This window comes from Levilactobacillus muriae (assembly GCF_045862015.1).
In the GTDB taxonomy this organism is placed as follows: domain Bacteria; phylum Bacillota; class Bacilli; order Lactobacillales; family Lactobacillaceae; genus Levilactobacillus; species Levilactobacillus muriae.
In genome coordinates this window covers 85,344-104,106 of sequence record NZ_BAAFRU010000006.1, presented here as the reverse complement: position 1 = coordinate 104,106, position 18,763 = coordinate 85,344, and the positions used below count along the sequence as shown (strand labels likewise).

Here is an 18,763-nt window from a genome sequence, read left to right as displayed (position 1 = left end):
AATTGAAACTCCTTTCGTTACTTACCCAGGAGTTTGTCCAGTAGGGACTTCTTCTGGGTATCAGCGTCCGTTTGGTTCTGGTGCGGGTACTTTTTAGTAAGTGTGATGGGATTGTCGTTGATAGCGTGGTCGCTGGCAACGATTAAACCGTAGTCATCGGCGGCCATCCCGTAGAAAATATCGTTACGAATCGTAAATTTTAGATTGTGTTGGGCGGCCAGCTTCATATAAGGGGCGAGGTCGGCCTGCTCAATGTGACCATTTAAGATGATTTGATAATCGGGATGAGCCGTGATCTCAGTGATGAAGGCGTCCAGATTATTCCGGTCGTTGACTTCAGCAATGGTCATGGCCAACGACACCCGTTCCCGGAAGGTACCCAGGTAGCGGCGTTGTTCATCCGGATTGACTTTGGGTACCCCAAAGGTAGAATTTTGTAAATGTTTGTCCATCTGACTCTGTTCAGCCATGTCTAATCCCTCTTTTCAAGTTAGTGTTGTTAGTATACCATGGAATCAAAGTGACTTTCAGCGAGGGGGACTCATCATGTATCAAGATCAGGATTTTCACGTGTTTGACGACCAAACGTTGCCGGGACGGTTGGGGAAAATTCAAACGTATATTGATCCCAAGTTCACGGCGACCGTGGCCGATTTGGCGCCAGTCTTTGCGAAGCTAAGTATGCCGATTTACGCTCATGTTTCCCAGCACCGACGGCGGACGAAGAATCCACCGACTGACACTTGGGTGGCTTTCAGTACGTCCAAGCGGGGTTATAAGATGTTGCCGCACATTGAGATTGGTTTCTGGGACGACCGGTTCTTCATCTGGCTGGCAGTGCTACAGGAGGCCAAAGAGCGGCAGGCATTGTTGCATAGTCTGAAGGAAGATTTGGTGCGCCAGTTGCCAGCTGGATTTGAATGCGGTGGCGACCATACGGATAAGAACACAGGGATCCCTTTGACTCGCGAGGCCTATCAGGCGTTGATGGCCACCCAAACGCAGCGTCATGCTGAGTGGCAGGTGGGACGAAACTATCGACGTGGGGATGCCTTCTTCACGTTGACGCAGGCGGATCAGGCACAGGTGATACGTGACGATGTGACGGCGTTGTTGCCGATCTATGACCAGTTGATTCGACTTTAAACATGAGAAAACGGGTGGGACTGGTTGCAATCCCAACTGGGGACGGGTAATCTTAAACCTAGCTTGTTCAATGGGGGAGGATTTTTGTGATAGATATACTTAAAAAGTGGTGGCAGAATCCACTGACGGCCTACTATGGGTCACTGATCTTACTGATTATTATCGCGTGGTGTGCGCGGGGCTTTCTGTCACTAGCGTTGTTCACCATCATTTTCATTTACTTAGGCAATGCGGCGATTGTGGGGATCGAGCGGCACTTGCATCTGCATCATCTGCTGACGACGCTGCTGGTTTACCTGTTATTTCTGGGAGTACTGGTCGCGGCGTTCGGGCAAATTATTCCACCGTTGGTGTCCGAGGCCTCGGGTCTGCCACACACCTTAAATTCACTGGTTCAAACGTATCCGCAGTTGGAATCGTCACTGACCAAGTTGGTCAAGAACCTGACGCAGAATGCCACGGTTATCAGTAACGGCAAGGCGATGCTATCCAGTGGGATGGTGAAGCTGTCACGCTTCAGTTCCGGTGTTGAAACGGTGATCCTCGCGTTCTTCTTCAGCTTTATCTTTAACTTGACTAAGGCACAGCTGCAACGGTTCGTGCACGCCTTTACCAAGAGCCGGTTTGCCGGACTCTTCGTGCCGATGGGCAGCTTGGTCTTAAAGTTTGTCCACATCTTTGGAACGGTCATCGAAACGCAATTAATTATCTGCACGATCAATACCATCTTGATGGTGTTGGGCCTCTGGCTGATTGGGATGCCGAGTTTGCTGATTCTGGGGATTATGGTCTTCTTCCTGGGATTGATTCCAGTGGCTGGGGTTTTGATCTCGATGATTCCACTGGTGATTATTGCTTTTGTCACGGGTGGCTTGATTCGTGTGGCCGAGGTGCTGGTGCTGGTCGTCGTGATTCACATGTTCGAATCGTACTTCTTACATCCACGGTTAATGGCCAATGCCACCAATCTGCCGATCTTTGTCACCTTCATTACGTTAATTGTGAGTGAACAGATCTTCGGGGCGTGGGGACTGATCGTGGGGATGCCACTCGTTGCGTTCTTCTTAGATGTGTTCGACGTGCAGTTGAAGCCCAAAGCTGAGACGTTACCGACGACACCCAATAAATCTTAAAGTTAACAAAAAGGTTGAAAGCCCAATTGACCTAGAAAGGCCAGCTAATAGAGATTTGATCCACAAGGTTAGTTGGAAATTTCCACCTGCGGCTGCCAGAGATTCCGGCGTCTGTGGGGACCGCCTGCGGCCTGAGAAGCGGTCCTCCGGCTCGGTTTGAAGCCCGACATAAACCGTCAGTCTCCAAACACGTCCCACGCTGTAAGCTGGTTCCCAGCTAACACCGTCGCCACAGCTACCTACATCCCTGGCCGCCTCCGGTTATGATTTGTTCTTTAACTTGACATTGCCATGACAATCGCCGGACTGGCAACGTTTGTCCACGATGGTTAATCACTGTCTACGTAGGCTCAGCCGTGGGATTTTCCGAGTGGGTTAACTTAGAAAATGGCGACTTTGACACGCGAATTGAGCGGTTCAAAGCGAGCTGGCAGACCGTTTCTCAGGCTGGCGGCGTCCTGCCCACAGCGTTCCAGCCTAAATTTGGTGAACGGTAAGCCGACTGGTTTAAACAATATATCCAACATTCAGGACTCTAACCTTACTATGTAGTGGGTTACACCAACATTTCATCGTTCAACCTTGTGTTAAAGTTAATCAAAATAAGCTTAGTCTTCCAGGTGAGTAGGGAAGGCTAAGCTTATTTTGGTGTAGCTAGTGCATGACTAATTTAGCAATTAGGAAAATCACGAGTAGTCCCGCGTAGTAGGCCAGTGTTTTAGTGGTAACCTTTGGCGTCTTGCTGTGACGGTCGCGAAGCCACAGTACGAAGACAACCAGCAAAGCGATAACAGCTAGGGCAATTAGCAGATTTAAGATTAATGACAAGCTCATGACGAGATTTAGAATGGGCATGGTGAAGCCTCCAATATGTGGGTTCTGCAGCTTTTAACGCCGGTCTGCATGGTTGGGCGCTGACTTTATTTGAATATTTCTTCGCCGTATTGTTTTATCATGGACTTTCGCCACTCAGTATAGGACTGATTCGAAATATATTCACTTTTTCCAGTCTGAGGATTACGTGCTACGCGAACAGTTGGATTAGGCAAGTCACTAATGTGTGGGACCACGGTACAACGACAACCATCATGAAATGGCGGAAAGTTTACGCCAGAATTTATTCTGGAAGTTTGAAATATCTTTCCATCCATTTTCCCACAATAGGGGCAAGTTATTTTATCAAGGCTGCCAAGGATTTCGTAGCTTTTGGCGTCAAATTTTTTTAATTCAGAGAGCATCTGATTTGAAAGATTCTCCTTACTTTGAATATAAGCAAGTGTTTCTTGTAGTTCCTGAATGGAATTGCCCAATGCATTGGCAACACTGATGGTGCCATCGCTTGAGTGATTCTTGTGAGCCCAGACCAAATTATTATATTTTTTTAACAGGTCATTGCCTTTTAGCGTACAAACAAAGACTTGCTCAGAAATGTAATCATCAAACTGGCCTTCATCAATATTCATAGTTATTCGGTTAATTAATTCTTGTTTCTTCCCGGAAACTTTTTCACCATTGGCATGGAGAATTTCTTTTAATTCGGGAACCAGTAGTGTTTTTAATGATTCGGACGGTGAGGCAGCGCATAGTAGTCCTCGATGAATCAACATTTTACGATGTTCTGATGCATCAATTCCATAATCATATTTGAAATATTGAGGTGTTGTAATAGACTCATATTTGTTATTTGACCAATCTAGAAGAATAATATCACCAGGAAGGATATCTTCTTTAAGCGGCACTAGCAATCTTTTATCTGGTTCTGGAATAGAGACATGTACAAGTATGTGATCAGTTTTCTCGTTATGTAGATCTGCCGATAGAACAGTATGCTTTTGCGGAGACGGTTGCTGCTTTTTTGAGAAGTAGTGTTGCAGTCGTGTAATGAGACTCAAACGAGTCAACTCCTATCCTAAAGTAAAGAATACTTTCCTTTAGTATTACTCTATAGAAAATATTGGTAGGAATCAACAATACTTTAAGGATTCCTACGTTTTTATGACAACAAAAAAGCCCCGCCAACCGGCGAGACTTCTTCAAACCAATCAAGAAGTTAATCTTAACGGTTGTAGTATTCAACGATAAGAGAATCGTCGAGTTCTGCATCTAATTCTTCACGTTGAGGGAAGCGGGTAAGGGAACCTTCCAGCTTGTCAGCGTCGAATTGGACGTATTGAGGACGACCAACAACGGCTTCAACAGCGCCTTTGATGATAGTCATGTCCTTAGACTTTTCACGAACGGAGACAACTTGGCCAACTTCGACTTCGTATGAAGGGATGTCAACACGCTTGCCATCAACCGTGATGTGACCATGGTTAACCAATTGACGAGCTTGACGACGAGTCGTTGCCAAACCTAAACGGTAAACCACGTTGTCAAGACGACGTTCGAGTAAGATCATGAAGTTAGTACCATGGGTACCTTCAGAGATCTTGCCGGCACGCTTGAACAAGTTGTAGAATTGACGTTCAGTCATGCCGTAAGTGAACCGGAGCTTTTGCTTTTCACGCAATTGCGTACCGTATTCAGATAACTTTTGACGACGACCTTGACCATGATCACCAGGTGCGTAAGGACGACGGTTTAATTCTTTACCAGTGCCGGAAAGGGATACCCCTAAACGACGGGAAATACGCCAGCTTGGGCCAGTGTAACGAGACATAGATAGTTCCTCCAATAAAATATTATTTGGAGTAAAATAAGCTGTATATAAGTTTAGTATTCGTGCAGATTGCTTTGCAGGTTTCACCGTATGCAGCCGCAGGTTACTTCCTGAACCAATTGAACGGCAACAATCTGTTGACGAGCTTACCACTTATCGCTGCATTATTTTACACAAACACCAGTATAACCAGAAACACTAGGCTTTGTCAATGTGTTTTAACAAAATACGGGCGAATTCTTCCAACACTTTTTGGTCCTCAGTGGTAAATCGCCCCTTGCTAGGGGAGTCAATATCCATGACGCCTAGCTTGGTACCGTCACTCAGCGTGAGGGGAACTACGATTTCGGCGTTACTGGCGGAATCGCAGGCAATGTGGCCGGCAAATTCGTGGACGTCGGCGACCAGTTGGGTTTGCTGTGTGGCCAGTCCGGTTCCACAGACACCGTGACCATTCTCGATATGCACACAGGCGACGTTTCCCTGGAAGGGTCCTAGAATCAAATCGTCCGTTTCAGGTTGGTACAGGTAGAAGCCCGCCCAATTCACGTCCGCCAGGGTTTGGTTGAGCAAGGCAGATGCATTGGCTAGGTTCGCTACGAGGTTCGTTTCCTCATATAAAAGGGCGTCAAGCTGTTCGGTAATTAAAGGATTGATACGGTCACTCATGAAAGGGCCTCCATTATTTTCGTATTAATTGTTTGATTATAGCCAGAAAGGTTAAGAGAATCATGAAAACGTAGTGAAGCCAGTGCGTCACTTATGCTATAATCAAGATTAGATTAAATTATAAAGTGAACCGAGTTTTTTTACAACTCGTTTAAACGTTGAAATGTTGATGAAGGATGGGGTCAAAATGATTGTGCTAATAGGAATCGTCATACTTGCGGTTGCCGCGTACGTTGGCTTGTTGGTTTACCAGCAACGGATTCGGCGCCAAGTCGCGACGCTAACTACGAAAAAGGAAGCGATGGAAGCTATTCCGTTAGAGGATGAGCTGCAATTGGTAGGGCAATTGAGCCTAACTGGGCAATCGTTAGAAGATTACGAAAATTTGCAGTCCGATTTTTCTGAGATTACTGAGAACCGATTTACACGAATAGATGATCAGTTGGCCCAATTATTGAGCGATTCACGAGGGGTCAACCTGATGCAATTACGGCAAAACCTCACTAAGGTCACAACCTTAGTCGATCAGACAGATGAGCTGATCAAATCCGTTCAGGAACAGTTGACCCACCTCCAAGAAGTCGACAAGCAACATCGGGCAGCCGTGAAGGAATTGGAACAGAAGTATCAGGGCTTGCGGAAGACGTTGCTTGCGAAGAACTTCGCCTTTGGTCCCAGCATCGATGGGCTAGAGGAACAACTGAGTCAGCTGGAAGATCACTTTGACACCTTCTCCCGATTAACGCAAGAAGGAGACCATCAGCGGGCTGCCGACGTGTTGACGCAATTGCACGACGATACGGCAATTTTGGAAGATCTGATCAAGGCTATTCCACCGTTGTACAAGGACTTGACGGTGGTCTTCCCTGACCAAGTCAAGGAACTCCGAAGCGGCTACCAACAGTTGAGTGCCGAGAACTATCACTTTGGCGATCAGAACCTTCCCGAAATGATCAGCGCCATCGAGGATCATATCAGTGCCAATCTCGATACGTTGCGTGATTTGCGGCCAGATGATGCCAAAGTCGTCAATGACCGAATTGCCACGCAGATCGACAGTATTTATGATTTAATGCAAACAGAAATTGATGCTAAGTCACCAGTCGAAGCCAACTTAGACGGTGTGGCAAAGTTTATTGCCCACGCGCAGAATCAGAGTCATGCCCTAATGGCCGAGCTCGATCGGTTGAGTCAAAATTACACGTTAGACCACCAAGAGATCGAAACAGCACGTGAGCTCAACGAACAGCTGCGGGGTATCGATGGTATTTATCAACGGGATATGCAGGATCTGACTGGTAAGACGGCCACTTATTCACAAGTATTGACTCACCAAGAACAGCAGCAAAAGGACTTGGAACAGATTGAGCAGCAACAGTCTGACATTTTGAAGAGTGTCGCCGGTCTCGTCGACGAAGAGAAGCAGGCCAGAGATACGTTACAACAATTTGATTTTGATCTACATAGTTTGCGGCGGCAAGTGGAGAACCTAAATCTTCCGGGGATTCCTCAAACTTATCTGGACTACTTCTTCGTTGTGCGTGACGAGGTGGCGCAATTGGCGACAGACATGGATCAGCCTCAGATCGACATGGAACGCATCACCAAGCAATTGTTGATCATCCAGACCGACCTAGACACGTTACAGGAAAAGACTGACGATCTGATCGATAGTTCCGAGTTGGCTGAGCAACTCTTGCAGTATGCCAACCGTTATCAGACCAGTCACGAGAACGTTGCGACTGCCAGCAAGGAAGCGGCTGATTTATTCGAGAATAAACACCAGTATGCGCAGGCCTTGGAAACCATTGCCACCGTGTTGGATGAGGTGGAACCTGGTTCCTATAAGCGTTTGGAAGATGCTTATTACCAGAGTAAGGGTAAGGAAAAGCCGAAGCGTGATGCAGACGACGCTAAGTCATAATTAGTGATAAAATTGGCCGAGCCATTGTGGCGGGGAAACCCGTTGCAATGGTTTTTTGCTACTTGTTGAAGGATGAAATGTCTAAGTCTAAACCAGCCGGATTACCGTTCGCCAAATTTAGGCTGGAGGCGTTCCACACAGCAAGCGGAATCCATGGCCGCCGGAGTGCGCCCACTTCAACTAGTTTAACGGTGATAACCCGTACTGTCGCAAGAGTAACATGAACATTTCGTCTTTCAATCTTCAGTTATGAATTAAATCGCTCTTAGTTGGGCCTTTCTAGGTGCATCGGGACCTTTAACCTTTTGCGACCCGTGAATAAATCGAAGAAAAAGTAAAGACAGTCATGCGGGTTGAGAACAGGGGCTGTCGGGTAAGGGCAGCGCTGTTGCCAGTCGGAGACGGCAGTGGTCACAGCAGTATTTGATCCAATGCCCGCCAGTTTTCCAAGCAGGGGGCTTGTGGGAACGCGGGATTGTGTTTATAATGAGAAAGAATTTCTATCGGAGTCGAACCAATAGAAAACGGATAAGAGGGTTCAGTATGATTTATTTTGATAACAGTGCGACCACTAAGGCAGCGCCTGAAGTGGTCGATACTTACGCAAAGGTAAGCGCAAATTACTGGGGTAATCCCTCAAGTTTGCATAAGTTTGGCGAACAGGCTTTTAATTTGCTAGAACAGTCTCGGCAACAAATTGCCGACCTGGTCGGCGCTAAGCTGAGTGAGATTCTCTTCACCAGTGGCGGTACCGAAGGCGATAATTGGGCCATTAAGGGGACGGCCATGGCTAAGCGTGAATTCGGGAATCACTTGATTACGACTGAAGTGGAACATCCTGCCGTTCACAATTCTATGGAACAGTTGAAGCAAGATGGCTTTGAGGTCACCTATCTGCCAGTTGATGAGAATGGCCGGGTATCTGCAGCTGATCTGCGCGCCGCGATTAAGCCTAGCACGATTCTGGTGTCCACGATGGCCGTCAATAATGAAATCGGTGCGGTTCAACCGCTCGACGAGATTGCCGACGTGCTGCGTGACTTCCCCCGAATTCACTGGCATATTGATGCCGTTCAGGGAATTGGTAAGGGCTTAGCCGACAAGATCTTCAATGACCGTGTAGACTTCGTTACCTTCTCGGGCCACAAGTTCCACGCGCCGCGGGGCATTGGCTTCATGTACAAACGCCAGGGCCGAACGATTGCACCACTGATGGCTGGTGGGGGTCAGGAACGCAATCTGCGTTCCGGGACTGAAAACCTACCCGCAATCGCTGCGATGGCTAAGGCACTGCGGCTGTTGCTCGATAACGAAGCCGACAAGGTTAAACGTCAGCGAGACATTCGCTTGACCATCTTGCATCACGTGGAAACCTTCCCGAACGTGACGATCTTTTCCAAGGACCTGCCCGTCTTTGCACCCCACATTCTGTGCTTTGCGATTGCCGGTGTTCGTGGAGAAACCATCGTTCACGCTTTCGAGGAACATGATATTTATATCTCCACGACCAGTGCTTGTTCTTCGAAGAAACACGTTGAGTCCAGTACGTTACAAGCCATGAAGGTCGACGACGGCATTGCAACCAGTGCCGTACGAATTTCCTTGGATGAACATAACACGATGGCGGAAGCCGAAAAATTCAACCAAGTTTTTGACGAACTCTACACACAATTTGCAAAATTAAATTAATTTACGAAAGGGGTCGCGCAATGGAATACAGCGAAATCATGGTCCGTTACGGCGAACTATCGACGAAGGGTAAGAACAAGAAAGACTTCATCAAGCAGCTCGGCCAAAACGTGCGTAAAGCACTCAGTACTTTTGAGGGTATCGAAGTCAAAGCACAACACGACCGCTTACACGTGACCTTAAATGGCGCGGACTCAGATGCTGTGATGAAGCGGCTGAAGGGTGTTTTCGGGATTGAAAACTTCTCACCCTCTGTCAAGGTTGCTAAGGACATCGATGAGATCAAGCAAACGGCCATCGCCATGGTCAAAGAAGTCTTCAAGCCAGGGATGACCTTTAAGATCAATACTCGGCGGCAAGATAAGGAATTTCAGTACGACACTTATCAAATGAACGAAATCATGGGAAGTACATTGTTAGAAGCGATTCCTGAACTGACCGTTAAAATGAAACACCCTGACCTGGAATTGCGGGTCGAAGTGCGGATGAACGGCGTATTCTTATCCGGTGAAACCATTCAAGGGGCTGGCGGGTTGCCCGTCGGTACTGGTGGTAAGGCCGTTATGATGCTCTCTGGGGGAATCGATTCCCCAGTGGCATCCTACTACGCTTTGCGGCGTGGGGTGAAGATTGACATGGTTCACTTCTACAGTCCACCATACACATCAGAACAAGCCTTAGCGAAGGCCAAAGAACTGACAGCGCGGTTGGCTGGGTATTCTGGTGGCATTCAATTCATCCAGGTGCCATTTGCCAAGATTCAGGAAACCATCAAGGAAAAAGTTCCCGAAGGTTACCTGATGACCGTTCAACGACGCCTCATGTTGCGATTGACAGCTGCAATTGCTGAGAAGCGGCATGCCAAGGGGATCTTTAACGGTGAATCTTTGGGCCAAGTGGCTTCACAGACGTTGGAAAGTATGGCGGCCATCAATGATGTGACGTCCATGCCAATCCTGCGGCCGCTGCTCTCCATGGACAAGACGGAAATTATCAAGGTTGCCGAAGATATCGACACCTATGATTTGTCCATCCTGCCCTATGAAGACTGCTGTACCATCTTCACGCCACCAGCACCCAAGACACATCCCGACTTGGAAAAGTCCCGGAAGTACGAAGGATACATTGACGTGGAAGGGCTGATGCAAGAAGCACTCGATGGCATTGTCATCTCTGAGATTCGCCCTGGTGATAACTACCTCAATCAAAACGAAGACGTCTTTGCGGAATTACTTTAATCAGTCAAGACACATTAATTACTGAACAACGCTCTGAGCAACTGCTTGGAGCGTTTTTTAGTCATGCTAACGGTGCTAACTTAGTCCGGAAAGAAATCAATCTTGAGTTTTTCGTTATTTTGTGGCAAAACGCTTGTCATGACCCCCTATGTTGCGGGATAATTGAAGCAGTAATCGGTATAGTACCGATGTATATTTTGAAGGGGTTGATCTGCGTGGATGTAACACGGCTCGGCAGTACAATGGCTCTCTCTGGCACACCGCCAGAGGTTGGAGATCAGTTACCAAAGTTTAAAGTGTTTGATCAGAACAATGTCAAAGTTAAGACGGCAAGTTTGGTTGGAAAAGTAACTTTGATCAGTGTTGTCCCGGATCTTGAAACGCCCGTTTGCACGCTACAAACTCGGAAATTCACCCAGCAGGCGGACCACTATCCAGCAGCTAAGTTCTGCACGATCTCGAATAATTCCATTGCTGAACAAACCGGCTGGTGTGCCGCTCAAGGTGTGGAGAACGTTGACCTGTTATCCGATGAAGAATTGTCATTCGGTTACGAAATGGGCCTGTACGTGCCTAACTTGGGCAACTTGGCTCGGTCTATCTGGATTATCGATGATACGGGTAAAATCGTTTATCGGCAAATCGTCACTGAACAATCCGACGAACCGAATTACCTGGAAGCTATCGAGGCTTTAGAAAAATTAGTACCACGTGTTGACCTTTAGGCCAAAATTGCGTAGACTATGTAAAAGTAGCGTTGAACAAGTCAGTAACGTTAGGGAGATTGCTCAGAGAGCCGGAATTGCTGGAAACCGGTGAATTGCCTGACGTGAACGTAGCTTGTGAGCTGCTGGGCTGAACCAAGAGTAAGCCTAGACCGGAGCACTCTCCGTTAACAAAGAAGTTAAGTGGGGCATAAACGCCCAATTTAGGTGGTACCGCGAAGACTCTTCGTCCTAATTTCTAGGATGGGGAGTCTTTTTGTGTTCACCGACAGTTAACTTGGTGAGTTGTAGTTGTTGTGAAAGCAGAAGCTGAACGCTAAGTGATTGACAGTTAGCCAGTAAGAGAAGAAAGGAATTGATTGATATGGCAGACAAGCAAACCGACATGCCTACCAAGTATGATCCGACCGCCATTGAGGCCGGCCGTTACCAAACTTGGTTAGACGAGGATGTATTTAAACCCAGTGGTGACAAGAAAGCCACCCCTTATTCCATTGTTTTACCGCCACCAAACGTGACTGGAAAGTTGCATTTGGGCCATGCTTGGGACACGACGTTACAAGACATGATCATTCGGCAGAAGCGGATGCAAGGTTTCGATACGCTCTGGCTTCCGGGGATGGATCACGCTGGAATCGCGACACAGGCCAAGGTTGAAGCCCGATTACGCGAACAGGGGATTACCCGTTACGACCTCGGTCGTGAGAAGTTCGTCGATAAGGTTTGGGAATGGAAGGATGAATACGCCGCAACCATTCACAAGCAATGGGCCAAGATGGGGCTGTCCATGGACTACTCCCGTGAACGCTTTACCCTTGATGATGGGTTATCCGACGCTGTTAAGAAGGTCTTCGTTTCCCTGTACAAGAAGGGCCTGATCTACCGGGGTGAATACATTATCAACTGGGATCCGCAAGCCCGAACCGCCTTATCTGACATCGAAGTGATCCACAAGGACGACAAGGGTGCTTTCTACCACGTGCAATATCCGTTTGCTGATCCGGAATATACCTTTAATGGCAAGCATTACATCGAGATCGCTACGACGCGTCCCGAAACCATGATGGGGGATACCGCCGTTGCTGTTAACCCCGATGATGACCGGTACAAGGACTTAGTCGGCAAGAAAGTTATCTTGCCACTGGCCAACCGTAAAATTCCGATTATTGCCGACCAATACGTCGACATCAACTTTGGAACGGGGATGGTGAAGATTACGCCAGCCCACGACCCTAATGACTTCTTAGTTGGGAACCGGCACAACCTCGAACGCATCAACACCATGAACGAAGACGCGTCGATGAACGACCGCGCCGGCAAATACGCTGGTATGGATCGGTTCGACGCTCGTAAGGCTATGGTTGCCGACCTGGACGATGAAGGCCTGCTGATCAAGGTTGACCCTATCGTTCACTCAGTTGGACATTCCGAACGGACCGGGGTTCAAGTCGAAGCCCGACTCTCGACCCAATGGTTTGTGAAGATGAAGCCACTTGCCGAAGAAGCCATCAAGAACCAAGAGGGTGACAACGCGGTTGATTTTGTGCCAGAACGTTTCGAAAATACATTCACACAATGGATGGAAAACGTCCACGACTGGGTTATTTCTCGTCAACTCTGGTGGGGTCACCGAATTCCAGCCTGGTACAACAAGAAGACTGGCGAAGTTTACGTTAACGAAGAAGCACCTAAGGACATCGAAAACTGGGAACAGGATCCCGATGTGTTGGATACTTGGTTCTCCAGTGCGCTGTGGCCATTCTCCACGATGGGCTGGCCTAATGAAGATAGCGCCGACCTGAAGCGCTACTTTCCAACCGATACTCTGGTTACCGGTTACGATATCATTTTCTTCTGGGTCTCCCGGATGATCTTCCAAAGTCTTGAATTCACCGGTAAGCGGCCGTTCAAACACGTGCTCTTACACGGCTTGATTCGGGCCGAAGATGGTCGCAAGATGAGTAAGTCTCTCGGTAACGGGATCGACCCAATGGATGTCATTGACAAGTACGGTGCCGATGCCTTGCGTTGGTTCCTGTCCACCGGTTCAACGGCGGGGCAGGATGTTCGGTTCAGCTACGACAAGATGGATTCCGCATGGAACTTCATCAACAAAATCTGGAATGCCAGCCGATTCGTCATCATGAACTTGGGCGAAAATACCAAGCCAGTGGTTCCGGCAGCTGACAAATGGGACTTGACCGACAAGTGGATCTTGAGTCGGTTGAATGACACGGTCAACCACGTCACCGAAATGTTCGACAAGTTCGAATTCGGTGAAGCTGGTCGTTCTCTCTACAACTTTATCTGGAACGACTTCTGTGACTGGTACATTGAAATGAGTAAGGAAGTCTTGACCGGCGACGATGAAGCTGCCAAGGCGACCAAGCAAGACTTATTGGCCTACGTCTTAGACCAAACCTTGCGCCTGCTTCAACCAATCATGCCATTCGTGACCGAAGCCATCTGGCAAGCAATGCCACACGATGGGCAGTCCCTAGTGACCGCCGCTTACCCAGTGGATCATCCAGAATTCGCCAATGCTACGGCCGAAAGCGACATGACAAGTTTGATCGACCTGATTAAGGCTGTCCGGAATATTCGGGCCGAAGCCAACGCACCAATGTCCACGCCAATTGACTTGCAGATCAAGACCAGCGATGCCAAGTTGCAGAGTGTCTTTGAAAGCAACCGTGACTTTATTGACCGGTTTGTGCACCCGAAGGACTTTGAAATTGGCGCTGACTTGACCGCACCTAAGCTGGCCATGACGTCCGTGATTACTGGTGCTGAAGTTTCCGTACCACTTGCCGAACTGGTCGACTTGAACGATGAAGCCGCGCGCCTGGACAAGGAAGTCGCTAAGTTCACGGCTGAAGTGCAGCGTGCAACCAAGAAGTTAGGCAACGAACGCTTCGTTGCCAACGCCCCAGAAGACGTGGTTAACGCCGAACGTGAAAAACAAGCGGATAACCAAAAGAAGTTGGAAGCTACGCAACAACGTTTAGCTGACATTAAGGCGCAACTGTAAGCACTCACGGGTGAAGGTTGTCGGCGGCGGATGCCAGGATGGTGGTCGCCGGCTAAGTAAACGAGTACCCATAGCCATTAATGGCTGCGCAATAAGCTTATCTGGTTTTACTGAAGTCATCATTCCTGTTTGGGAGTGATGATTTTTTTGCGGTCAGCGTTACAAATTTGCCCGACACTTACTACTAATGTAAAAATACCGGGATTGGTGTCAATATTTGCGAGAAGTTAACTCTTTCTTAATGACTTGGGGAGCTTATCTAAGTGTATGAATGGAATAGACTAATAGTTGGCAATTTTGGAGCAGATTATTGGTAACCTAGTCGAAACGTGTTCCAGCAGGTAACCGGACAAGTGTCTGCTACCACACTTTTTTAAAATCTGCTACACTAAGAAACAGTGACGCAAGCGGGAGGTTTTCATTTTGGTAGAAACATATACTGAAGCTCTGCAGTTTATCCACGGTCGAGACCGCTTCAAGAAGAAACCGACTCTGGACCGGATGCGGCAGTTCATGCACATCCTGGGTGATCCGCAGGAAAAGTTAAATATGATTCACGTTGCCGGAACCAACGGAAAAGGGTCCACGGTGGCCTTCTTACGCGATCTGTTCATGGCAGAGGGGCAAACCGTGGGGACATTTACGTCGCCCTTTATCACCCGGTTCAACGAACGTATCAGTACGGATGGCCGGCCCATCAGTGACACGGATTTAGTGACGATGGTCAACCGAATTCAACCCGTGGTGGCGCGGTTAGACCAGGAACTCGCCGAGGAGGGGCCAACCGAATTTGAAATTGATACGGCCCTGATGTTCTGTTACTTTGCTAGTCATCCCGTAGACATTGTTATGGTCGAGGTTGGACTGGGTGGCCTGTACGATTCGACCAACATTATTACGCCAGCCGTCTCCGTCATCACGACGATTGGCATGGATCACATGAAGATTCTTGGGGATACGATCCCCCAGATTGCCACGCAAAAGGCCGGCATCATTAAAGCCGACGTGCCAGTCGTTTGTGGACGCTTGACGCCGGATGCTCTGGCCGTCATGGATCAGACCGCTGCCGCACAGCAGACCGCTGTCCGGGCACTTGGTCGTGACTTCACCGTCAAGAATCAGCCGGAATCGGGCTGGGGCGAACGGTTTGCCTATGCTTGGGCAGATCATCGTTGGCAGCACTTAGAAATTGATCTGCTGGGACAATACCAGATTGACAACGCGGCTACTGCACTCACGGCTTTCCTGACGTATCATCAGGCACGACACTTGCCACTCGACATCGCTGAGATCCGCGCAGGCCTGAAACATACAGTGTGGCCCGGGCGCTTTGAACGGCTCAACGACGAACCCCTGATTGCTATTGATGGCGCCCACAACGAGCCAGCAATGGTGGAAATGGCACAGCTATTGCGGCAACATTTTGCCCAACAGGATATTACGATCATTCTGGCGGTGTTGGCGGATAAGCAGTATGACCAGATGGTGAAGACACTTCTTCAAGTTCGCAACGTCCACATCATCGTGACCCAATTTCAGGGGCCTGGCAAACGAGCGGCCGCGACGCCACAGGCTTTGGAGGCGGCGGACGCTTCTAGCAAACGCGTGACGATGGCGGACAACTGGCCGAGTGCACTCAAGACAGCGCTGAGCAACGTTTCTGGGGACAGCCTGATCCTATTGACCGGGTCGCTTTACTTTATTTCAGAAGTCCGGCAATATTTCACAGATTCGGAAAAATAAATCAGCTTTTTTTACGGAGTTAGTCTGTAAGGGAGCTGAGAAAATGCGACGAGAGAGAATTAGCAGTATTAATGAACGGCAACTGATCAGTCGGGTCCTCCGAGGGCTAGGATTACCAGCCACGAGTGAATGTGACCGGTTCTTCCAGTATTTTCATAGCGTGGCGAATCTACGCTATGCTAGCCAGCAACAGTGTAACCGGTATGTGCAGGGCAGGCGGGAACGGCGGACGCTGTTGACGGCGATTGACTTGGGGCGCTGGGTACAACGCGCCCCGCGGCAGATTTACGGTGAGGTTGTGGCGAGTAGCCAGATTGGTGAGAGCCTGATGGATGACTTGCGCTATGCGCCCCAGGAGCGACTGGAGGTACTGGTCTTGGATGCCAAGCATCAGGTGATTGACCGGCAAACGGTATTCACAGGCACACTGGACAGCTGTCCAGTACATCCTCGTGAGATCTTTCGCCTAGCCGTGTTGAACGGCGCATCAGCTATTGTCGTCGCCCATAACCATCCAAGCGGTTTAGCCGATCCGTCACCGAATGATTTGAAATTCATGCGGCGGTTGGCCGAGTGTGGGCAATTGATGGGAATCCCGATGCTCGATGGCTTTGTGATAGGGCTGCGGACCTATTTTAGTCTGCGCGAGGCGGGGATCTTACCACTGATTCAGACGACAAATAAGTCAGAAGGTTTAAAATCTGATTAAAATCGGTTTTAGCTATTTCTTTCTCGTTAAAAGTTCGGTATTCTTGACATTGACGACGTGTTCTCACGTAGATAGGTATGTTATAATACGTCTATCAATGAATAAGACAAAAAAACTATAAATGTTTTGTTGACATGAAGGGATGAAACACAGTGTTCGGATTAGGAACGAAAAATATTGGAATCGATCTTGGTACCGCCAATACGATTGTGTATGTTGACGGTAAAGGAATCGTTCTACGCGAACCTTCTGTTGTCGCCAAGAACACAAAGAGTGGGGAAATTGTGTCTGTTGGTGAAGACGCTCGTGCAATGATCGGCCGTACGCCGGCTAGTATCGTTGCCATTCGGCCCATGAAAGACGGGGTTATCGCGGATTATGATACGACAGTTGCCATGATGAAGTACTTCATCGAAAAGACGGTCGGTAAGTCCAGCGGTAAGCCATATGTCATGGTTTGTGTGCCAAGTGGTGTAACGGAAGTTGAAAAGCGGGCGGTCATTGACGCGACCCGTGTTGCTGGTGCTCGTGACGCTTACGTCATTGAAGAACCATTTGCTGCGGCCATTGGTGCCGGGTTACCCGTCATGGATCCAACCGGTAGTATGGTTGTCGACATGGGTGGTGGGACAACTGATGTGGCAACGATTTCCCTTGGGGGTATCGTTTCTAGTCGTTCTATCCGAGTAGCTGGTGACAAGTTGGATGAAGCGATTGCGACTTACGTGCGGTCAAACTTCAACCTGTTGATTGGTGAACGAACTGCTGAAAAGTTGAAGATGGACATTGGTTCAGCTTCAGTCGAAGACGCTGATAAGATCGAGGGCGCCACGATTCGTGGACGTGACTTGGTATCTGGGTTACCTAAGGCAGTGGAAGTCTCTGCTGTTGACGTTGCCAAGGCCATTCAAGAACCCGTTCAAGACGTGATCACGGCGATCAAGGAAACCTTAGAAGAAACGTCACCAGAAATCGCTGCCGATGTGATTGATCACGGTATCGTGTTGACTGGTGGGGGTGCTTTACTGAAGAACCTGTCAGAAGTCATCGCCGAAGCCACCAAAGTTCCAGTGTCTATCGCCAACGATCCTCTGGATTGTGTGGCAGCTGGTACGGGTGAATCATTAAAGAGTATCGATGTCATGAAGAAAAAATAGGGACTAGCGGGAAGGCAGCTTCCCGCTTCTTTATTGTGACGCCAGTGGCGACTCCGCGACTGGCGAACAAGATGGAGGTCAAACATGCAGAAATTTTCTTTCAATCGGCGACTAGTGATCATCATTGTCTGCTTGATTGTTAGCTTTGCTTTGATGACGGTGTCCGTAGCTATTCGTAACAAGAAGTCCACGCCACCGCTGATTCAGCAATTCGGAAACGACATTGTCGGGTTAACTGACCGGGTTGTGGCATTGCCAGCGAATGGATTAAGCGGTTCGGTGAGCTCCATTTCGGAACTATTGAACACGTATCAGGAAAACCAGCAATTGAAGAAGCAGGTTAGCGAGCTCGCCCAAACCAAGGTCCGTGACCAAACCTTAGCTAAGGAAAACAAGCAATTGAAACAACAGATTAAGCTGAACGATTCGTTAACGGATTACACGGCAATCAGTGCCGCAGTCATCACCCGGACGCCATCATCATGGCAGAACCAAGTGGTGATCAACAAGGGCTCTTCAGCCGGTGTGGTCAAGAACATGCCCGTCATGTCTGGATCCGGCTTGGTTGGTCGGGTCGCTGAAGTCAATAAGACCAATTCAAAGGTGGAATTGATCACTGACAACAACGACTCTGCAAACCGATTTGCCGTGTCGATCACGACGAAGTCCGGCAAGACCGTCAACGGGGTCCTGAGTGGCTACAAGTCTGCCACGGGCCAAATTGTCATGGATAACCTGACGACCAAATCCAAGATCAGCAAGGGTGACAAAGTGGTTACCAGTGGTCTTGGTGGCGTGACACCGAAGGGCTTATTCGTTGGAACGGTTGCCAAGTCGGCCGGTTCCGATTATGGACTGTCAACAAAGCTGTATATTACGCCAGCGACTGATTTGAGCGACCTGAACATTGTGACGGTTGCGGTTACGAAACAGTAAG

17 protein-coding genes and 1 other annotated feature are annotated in these 18,763 nt (G+C 48.6%); of the genes, 12 read left to right on the top strand and 5 right to left on the bottom strand.

The window, feature by feature from the left end; genetic code table 11:
- Window positions 1-17 precede the first annotated feature (17 nt).
- The gene (locus ACKTSF_RS05605; RefSeq protein ID WP_407887419.1) at window positions 18-470 is read right to left on the bottom strand and encodes a YueI family protein; all 453 of its coding nucleotides are present in this window, start codon (window positions 468-470) and stop codon (window positions 18-20) included.
- Window positions 471-546: 76 nt separating this feature from the next.
- Between ACKTSF_RS05605 and ACKTSF_RS05600 the strand changes: the two genes are divergently transcribed.
- The 3 genes from ACKTSF_RS05600 (at window position 547) to ACKTSF_RS05590 (ending at window position 2,776) form a co-directional block, all read left to right on the top strand.
- On the top strand, window positions 547-1,146 hold the full coding sequence (locus tag ACKTSF_RS05600) for a DUF1054 family protein (protein ID WP_407887417.1): 600 nt from the start codon (window positions 547-549) through the stop codon (window positions 1,144-1,146).
- 86 nt (window positions 1,147-1,232) lie between these two features.
- Complete coding sequence (locus ACKTSF_RS05595; protein ID WP_407887415.1) at window positions 1,233-2,279, top strand: AI-2E family transporter; 1,047 nt, start codon at window positions 1,233-1,235, stop codon at window positions 2,277-2,279.
- A gap of 356 nt (window positions 2,280-2,635) precedes the next feature.
- Window positions 2,636-2,776 carry a hypothetical protein gene (locus ACKTSF_RS05590; RefSeq protein ID WP_407887413.1) on the top strand — a complete coding sequence of 47 codons (141 nt, stop codon included), beginning with the start codon at window positions 2,636-2,638 and terminating at the stop codon, window positions 2,774-2,776.
- Window positions 2,777-2,933: 157 nt separating this feature from the next.
- Here ACKTSF_RS05590 and ACKTSF_RS05585 read toward each other — a convergent pair whose 3' ends face one another.
- The 4 genes from ACKTSF_RS05585 to ACKTSF_RS05570 form a co-directional block, all read right to left on the bottom strand.
- Entirely contained in the window at window positions 2,934-3,134 is a 201-nt protein-coding gene (locus ACKTSF_RS05585; RefSeq protein ID WP_407887411.1) for a hypothetical protein, read from the bottom strand.
- A 65-nt stretch (window positions 3,135-3,199) separates the two neighbouring features.
- Window positions 3,200-4,171, bottom strand: coding sequence for a minor capsid protein (locus ACKTSF_RS05580; protein ID WP_407887409.1), 972 nt, complete (start codon window positions 4,169-4,171; stop codon window positions 3,200-3,202).
- A gap of 164 nt (window positions 4,172-4,335) precedes the next feature.
- Window positions 4,336-4,941, bottom strand: a complete 606-nt coding sequence (rpsD, locus tag ACKTSF_RS05575; RefSeq protein ID WP_407887407.1) for a 30S ribosomal protein S4 — start codon at window positions 4,939-4,941, stop codon at window positions 4,336-4,338.
- A 198-nt stretch (window positions 4,942-5,139) separates the two neighbouring features.
- Complete coding sequence (locus tag ACKTSF_RS05570; protein WP_407887405.1) at window positions 5,140-5,610, bottom strand: GAF domain-containing protein; 471 nt, start codon at window positions 5,608-5,610, stop codon at window positions 5,140-5,142.
- 187 nt (window positions 5,611-5,797) lie between these two features.
- On the opposite strand from ACKTSF_RS05570, the gene ezrA reads away from it, so the two are divergent.
- The 9 genes from ezrA (at window position 5,798) to mreC (ending at window position 18,762) form a co-directional block, all read left to right on the top strand.
- The gene (gene ezrA / locus ACKTSF_RS05565; protein WP_407887403.1) at window positions 5,798-7,534 is read left to right on the top strand and encodes a septation ring formation regulator EzrA; all 1,737 of its coding nucleotides are present in this window, start codon (window positions 5,798-5,800) and stop codon (window positions 7,532-7,534) included.
- Between the two features lie 543 nt (window positions 7,535-8,077).
- Window positions 8,078-9,223 carry a cysteine desulfurase family protein gene (locus ACKTSF_RS05560; RefSeq protein ID WP_407887401.1) on the top strand — a complete coding sequence of 382 codons (1,146 nt, stop codon included), beginning with the start codon at window positions 8,078-8,080 and terminating at the stop codon, window positions 9,221-9,223.
- Between the two features lie 20 nt (window positions 9,224-9,243).
- Window positions 9,244-10,461 (top strand): tRNA uracil 4-sulfurtransferase ThiI, encoded by a 1,218-nt coding sequence (gene thiI, locus ACKTSF_RS05555; protein ID WP_407887399.1) that lies wholly within the window; start codon window positions 9,244-9,246, stop codon window positions 10,459-10,461.
- Window positions 10,462-10,676: 215 nt separating this feature from the next.
- A complete protein-coding gene (locus ACKTSF_RS05550; RefSeq protein WP_407887397.1) occupies window positions 10,677-11,186 on the top strand; it encodes a thiol peroxidase in 510 nt (169 codons plus the stop codon).
- Window positions 11,187-11,209: 23 nt separating this feature from the next.
- Window positions 11,210-11,423 (top strand) — a binding site (T-box leader).
- Window positions 11,424-11,550: 127 nt separating this feature from the next.
- A complete protein-coding gene (locus ACKTSF_RS05545; protein ID WP_407887395.1) occupies window positions 11,551-14,217 on the top strand; it encodes a valine--tRNA ligase in 2,667 nt (888 codons plus the stop codon).
- Window positions 14,218-14,640: 423 nt separating this feature from the next.
- A complete protein-coding gene (locus ACKTSF_RS05540) occupies window positions 14,641-15,960 on the top strand; it encodes a bifunctional folylpolyglutamate synthase/dihydrofolate synthase (RefSeq protein ID WP_407887393.1) in 1,320 nt (439 codons plus the stop codon).
- A gap of 43 nt (window positions 15,961-16,003) precedes the next feature.
- Window positions 16,004-16,669: a JAB domain-containing protein gene (locus ACKTSF_RS05535; protein WP_407887391.1), complete on the top strand. Its 666-nt coding sequence runs from the start codon at window positions 16,004-16,006 to the stop codon at window positions 16,667-16,669.
- 152 nt (window positions 16,670-16,821) lie between these two features.
- The gene (locus ACKTSF_RS05530; RefSeq protein WP_407887389.1) at window positions 16,822-17,826 is read left to right on the top strand and encodes a rod shape-determining protein; all 1,005 of its coding nucleotides are present in this window, start codon (window positions 16,822-16,824) and stop codon (window positions 17,824-17,826) included.
- Window positions 17,827-17,910: 84 nt separating this feature from the next.
- Window positions 17,911-18,762, top strand: a complete 852-nt coding sequence (gene mreC, locus ACKTSF_RS05525; protein ID WP_407887387.1) for a rod shape-determining protein MreC — start codon at window positions 17,911-17,913, stop codon at window positions 18,760-18,762.
- The last annotated feature ends 1 nt before the right edge of the window (window position 18,763 follow it).

Coding starts and splice junctions, on each gene's coding strand:
- ACKTSF_RS05605 (WP_407887419.1), bottom strand. CDS start 470: ATGGCTGAACAGAGTCAGATGGACAAACATTTACAAAATTCTACCTTT.
- ACKTSF_RS05545 (WP_407887395.1), top strand. CDS start 11,551: ATGGCAGACAAGCAAACCGACATGCCTACCAAGTATGATCCGACCGCC.
- ezrA (WP_407887403.1), top strand. CDS start 5,798: ATGATTGTGCTAATAGGAATCGTCATACTTGCGGTTGCCGCGTACGTT.
- thiI (WP_407887399.1), top strand. CDS start 9,244: ATGGAATACAGCGAAATCATGGTCCGTTACGGCGAACTATCGACGAAG.
- ACKTSF_RS05560 (WP_407887401.1), top strand. CDS start 8,078: ATGATTTATTTTGATAACAGTGCGACCACTAAGGCAGCGCCTGAAGTG.
- ACKTSF_RS05535 (WP_407887391.1), top strand. CDS start 16,004: ATGCGACGAGAGAGAATTAGCAGTATTAATGAACGGCAACTGATCAGT.
- ACKTSF_RS05600 (WP_407887417.1), top strand. CDS start 547: ATGTATCAAGATCAGGATTTTCACGTGTTTGACGACCAAACGTTGCCG.
- ACKTSF_RS05585 (WP_407887411.1), bottom strand. CDS start 3,134: ATGCCCATTCTAAATCTCGTCATGAGCTTGTCATTAATCTTAAATCTG.
- mreC (WP_407887387.1), top strand. CDS start 17,911: ATGCAGAAATTTTCTTTCAATCGGCGACTAGTGATCATCATTGTCTGC.
- ACKTSF_RS05570 (WP_407887405.1), bottom strand. CDS start 5,610: ATGAGTGACCGTATCAATCCTTTAATTACCGAACAGCTTGACGCCCTT.
- rpsD (WP_407887407.1), bottom strand. CDS start 4,941: ATGTCTCGTTACACTGGCCCAAGCTGGCGTATTTCCCGTCGTTTAGGG.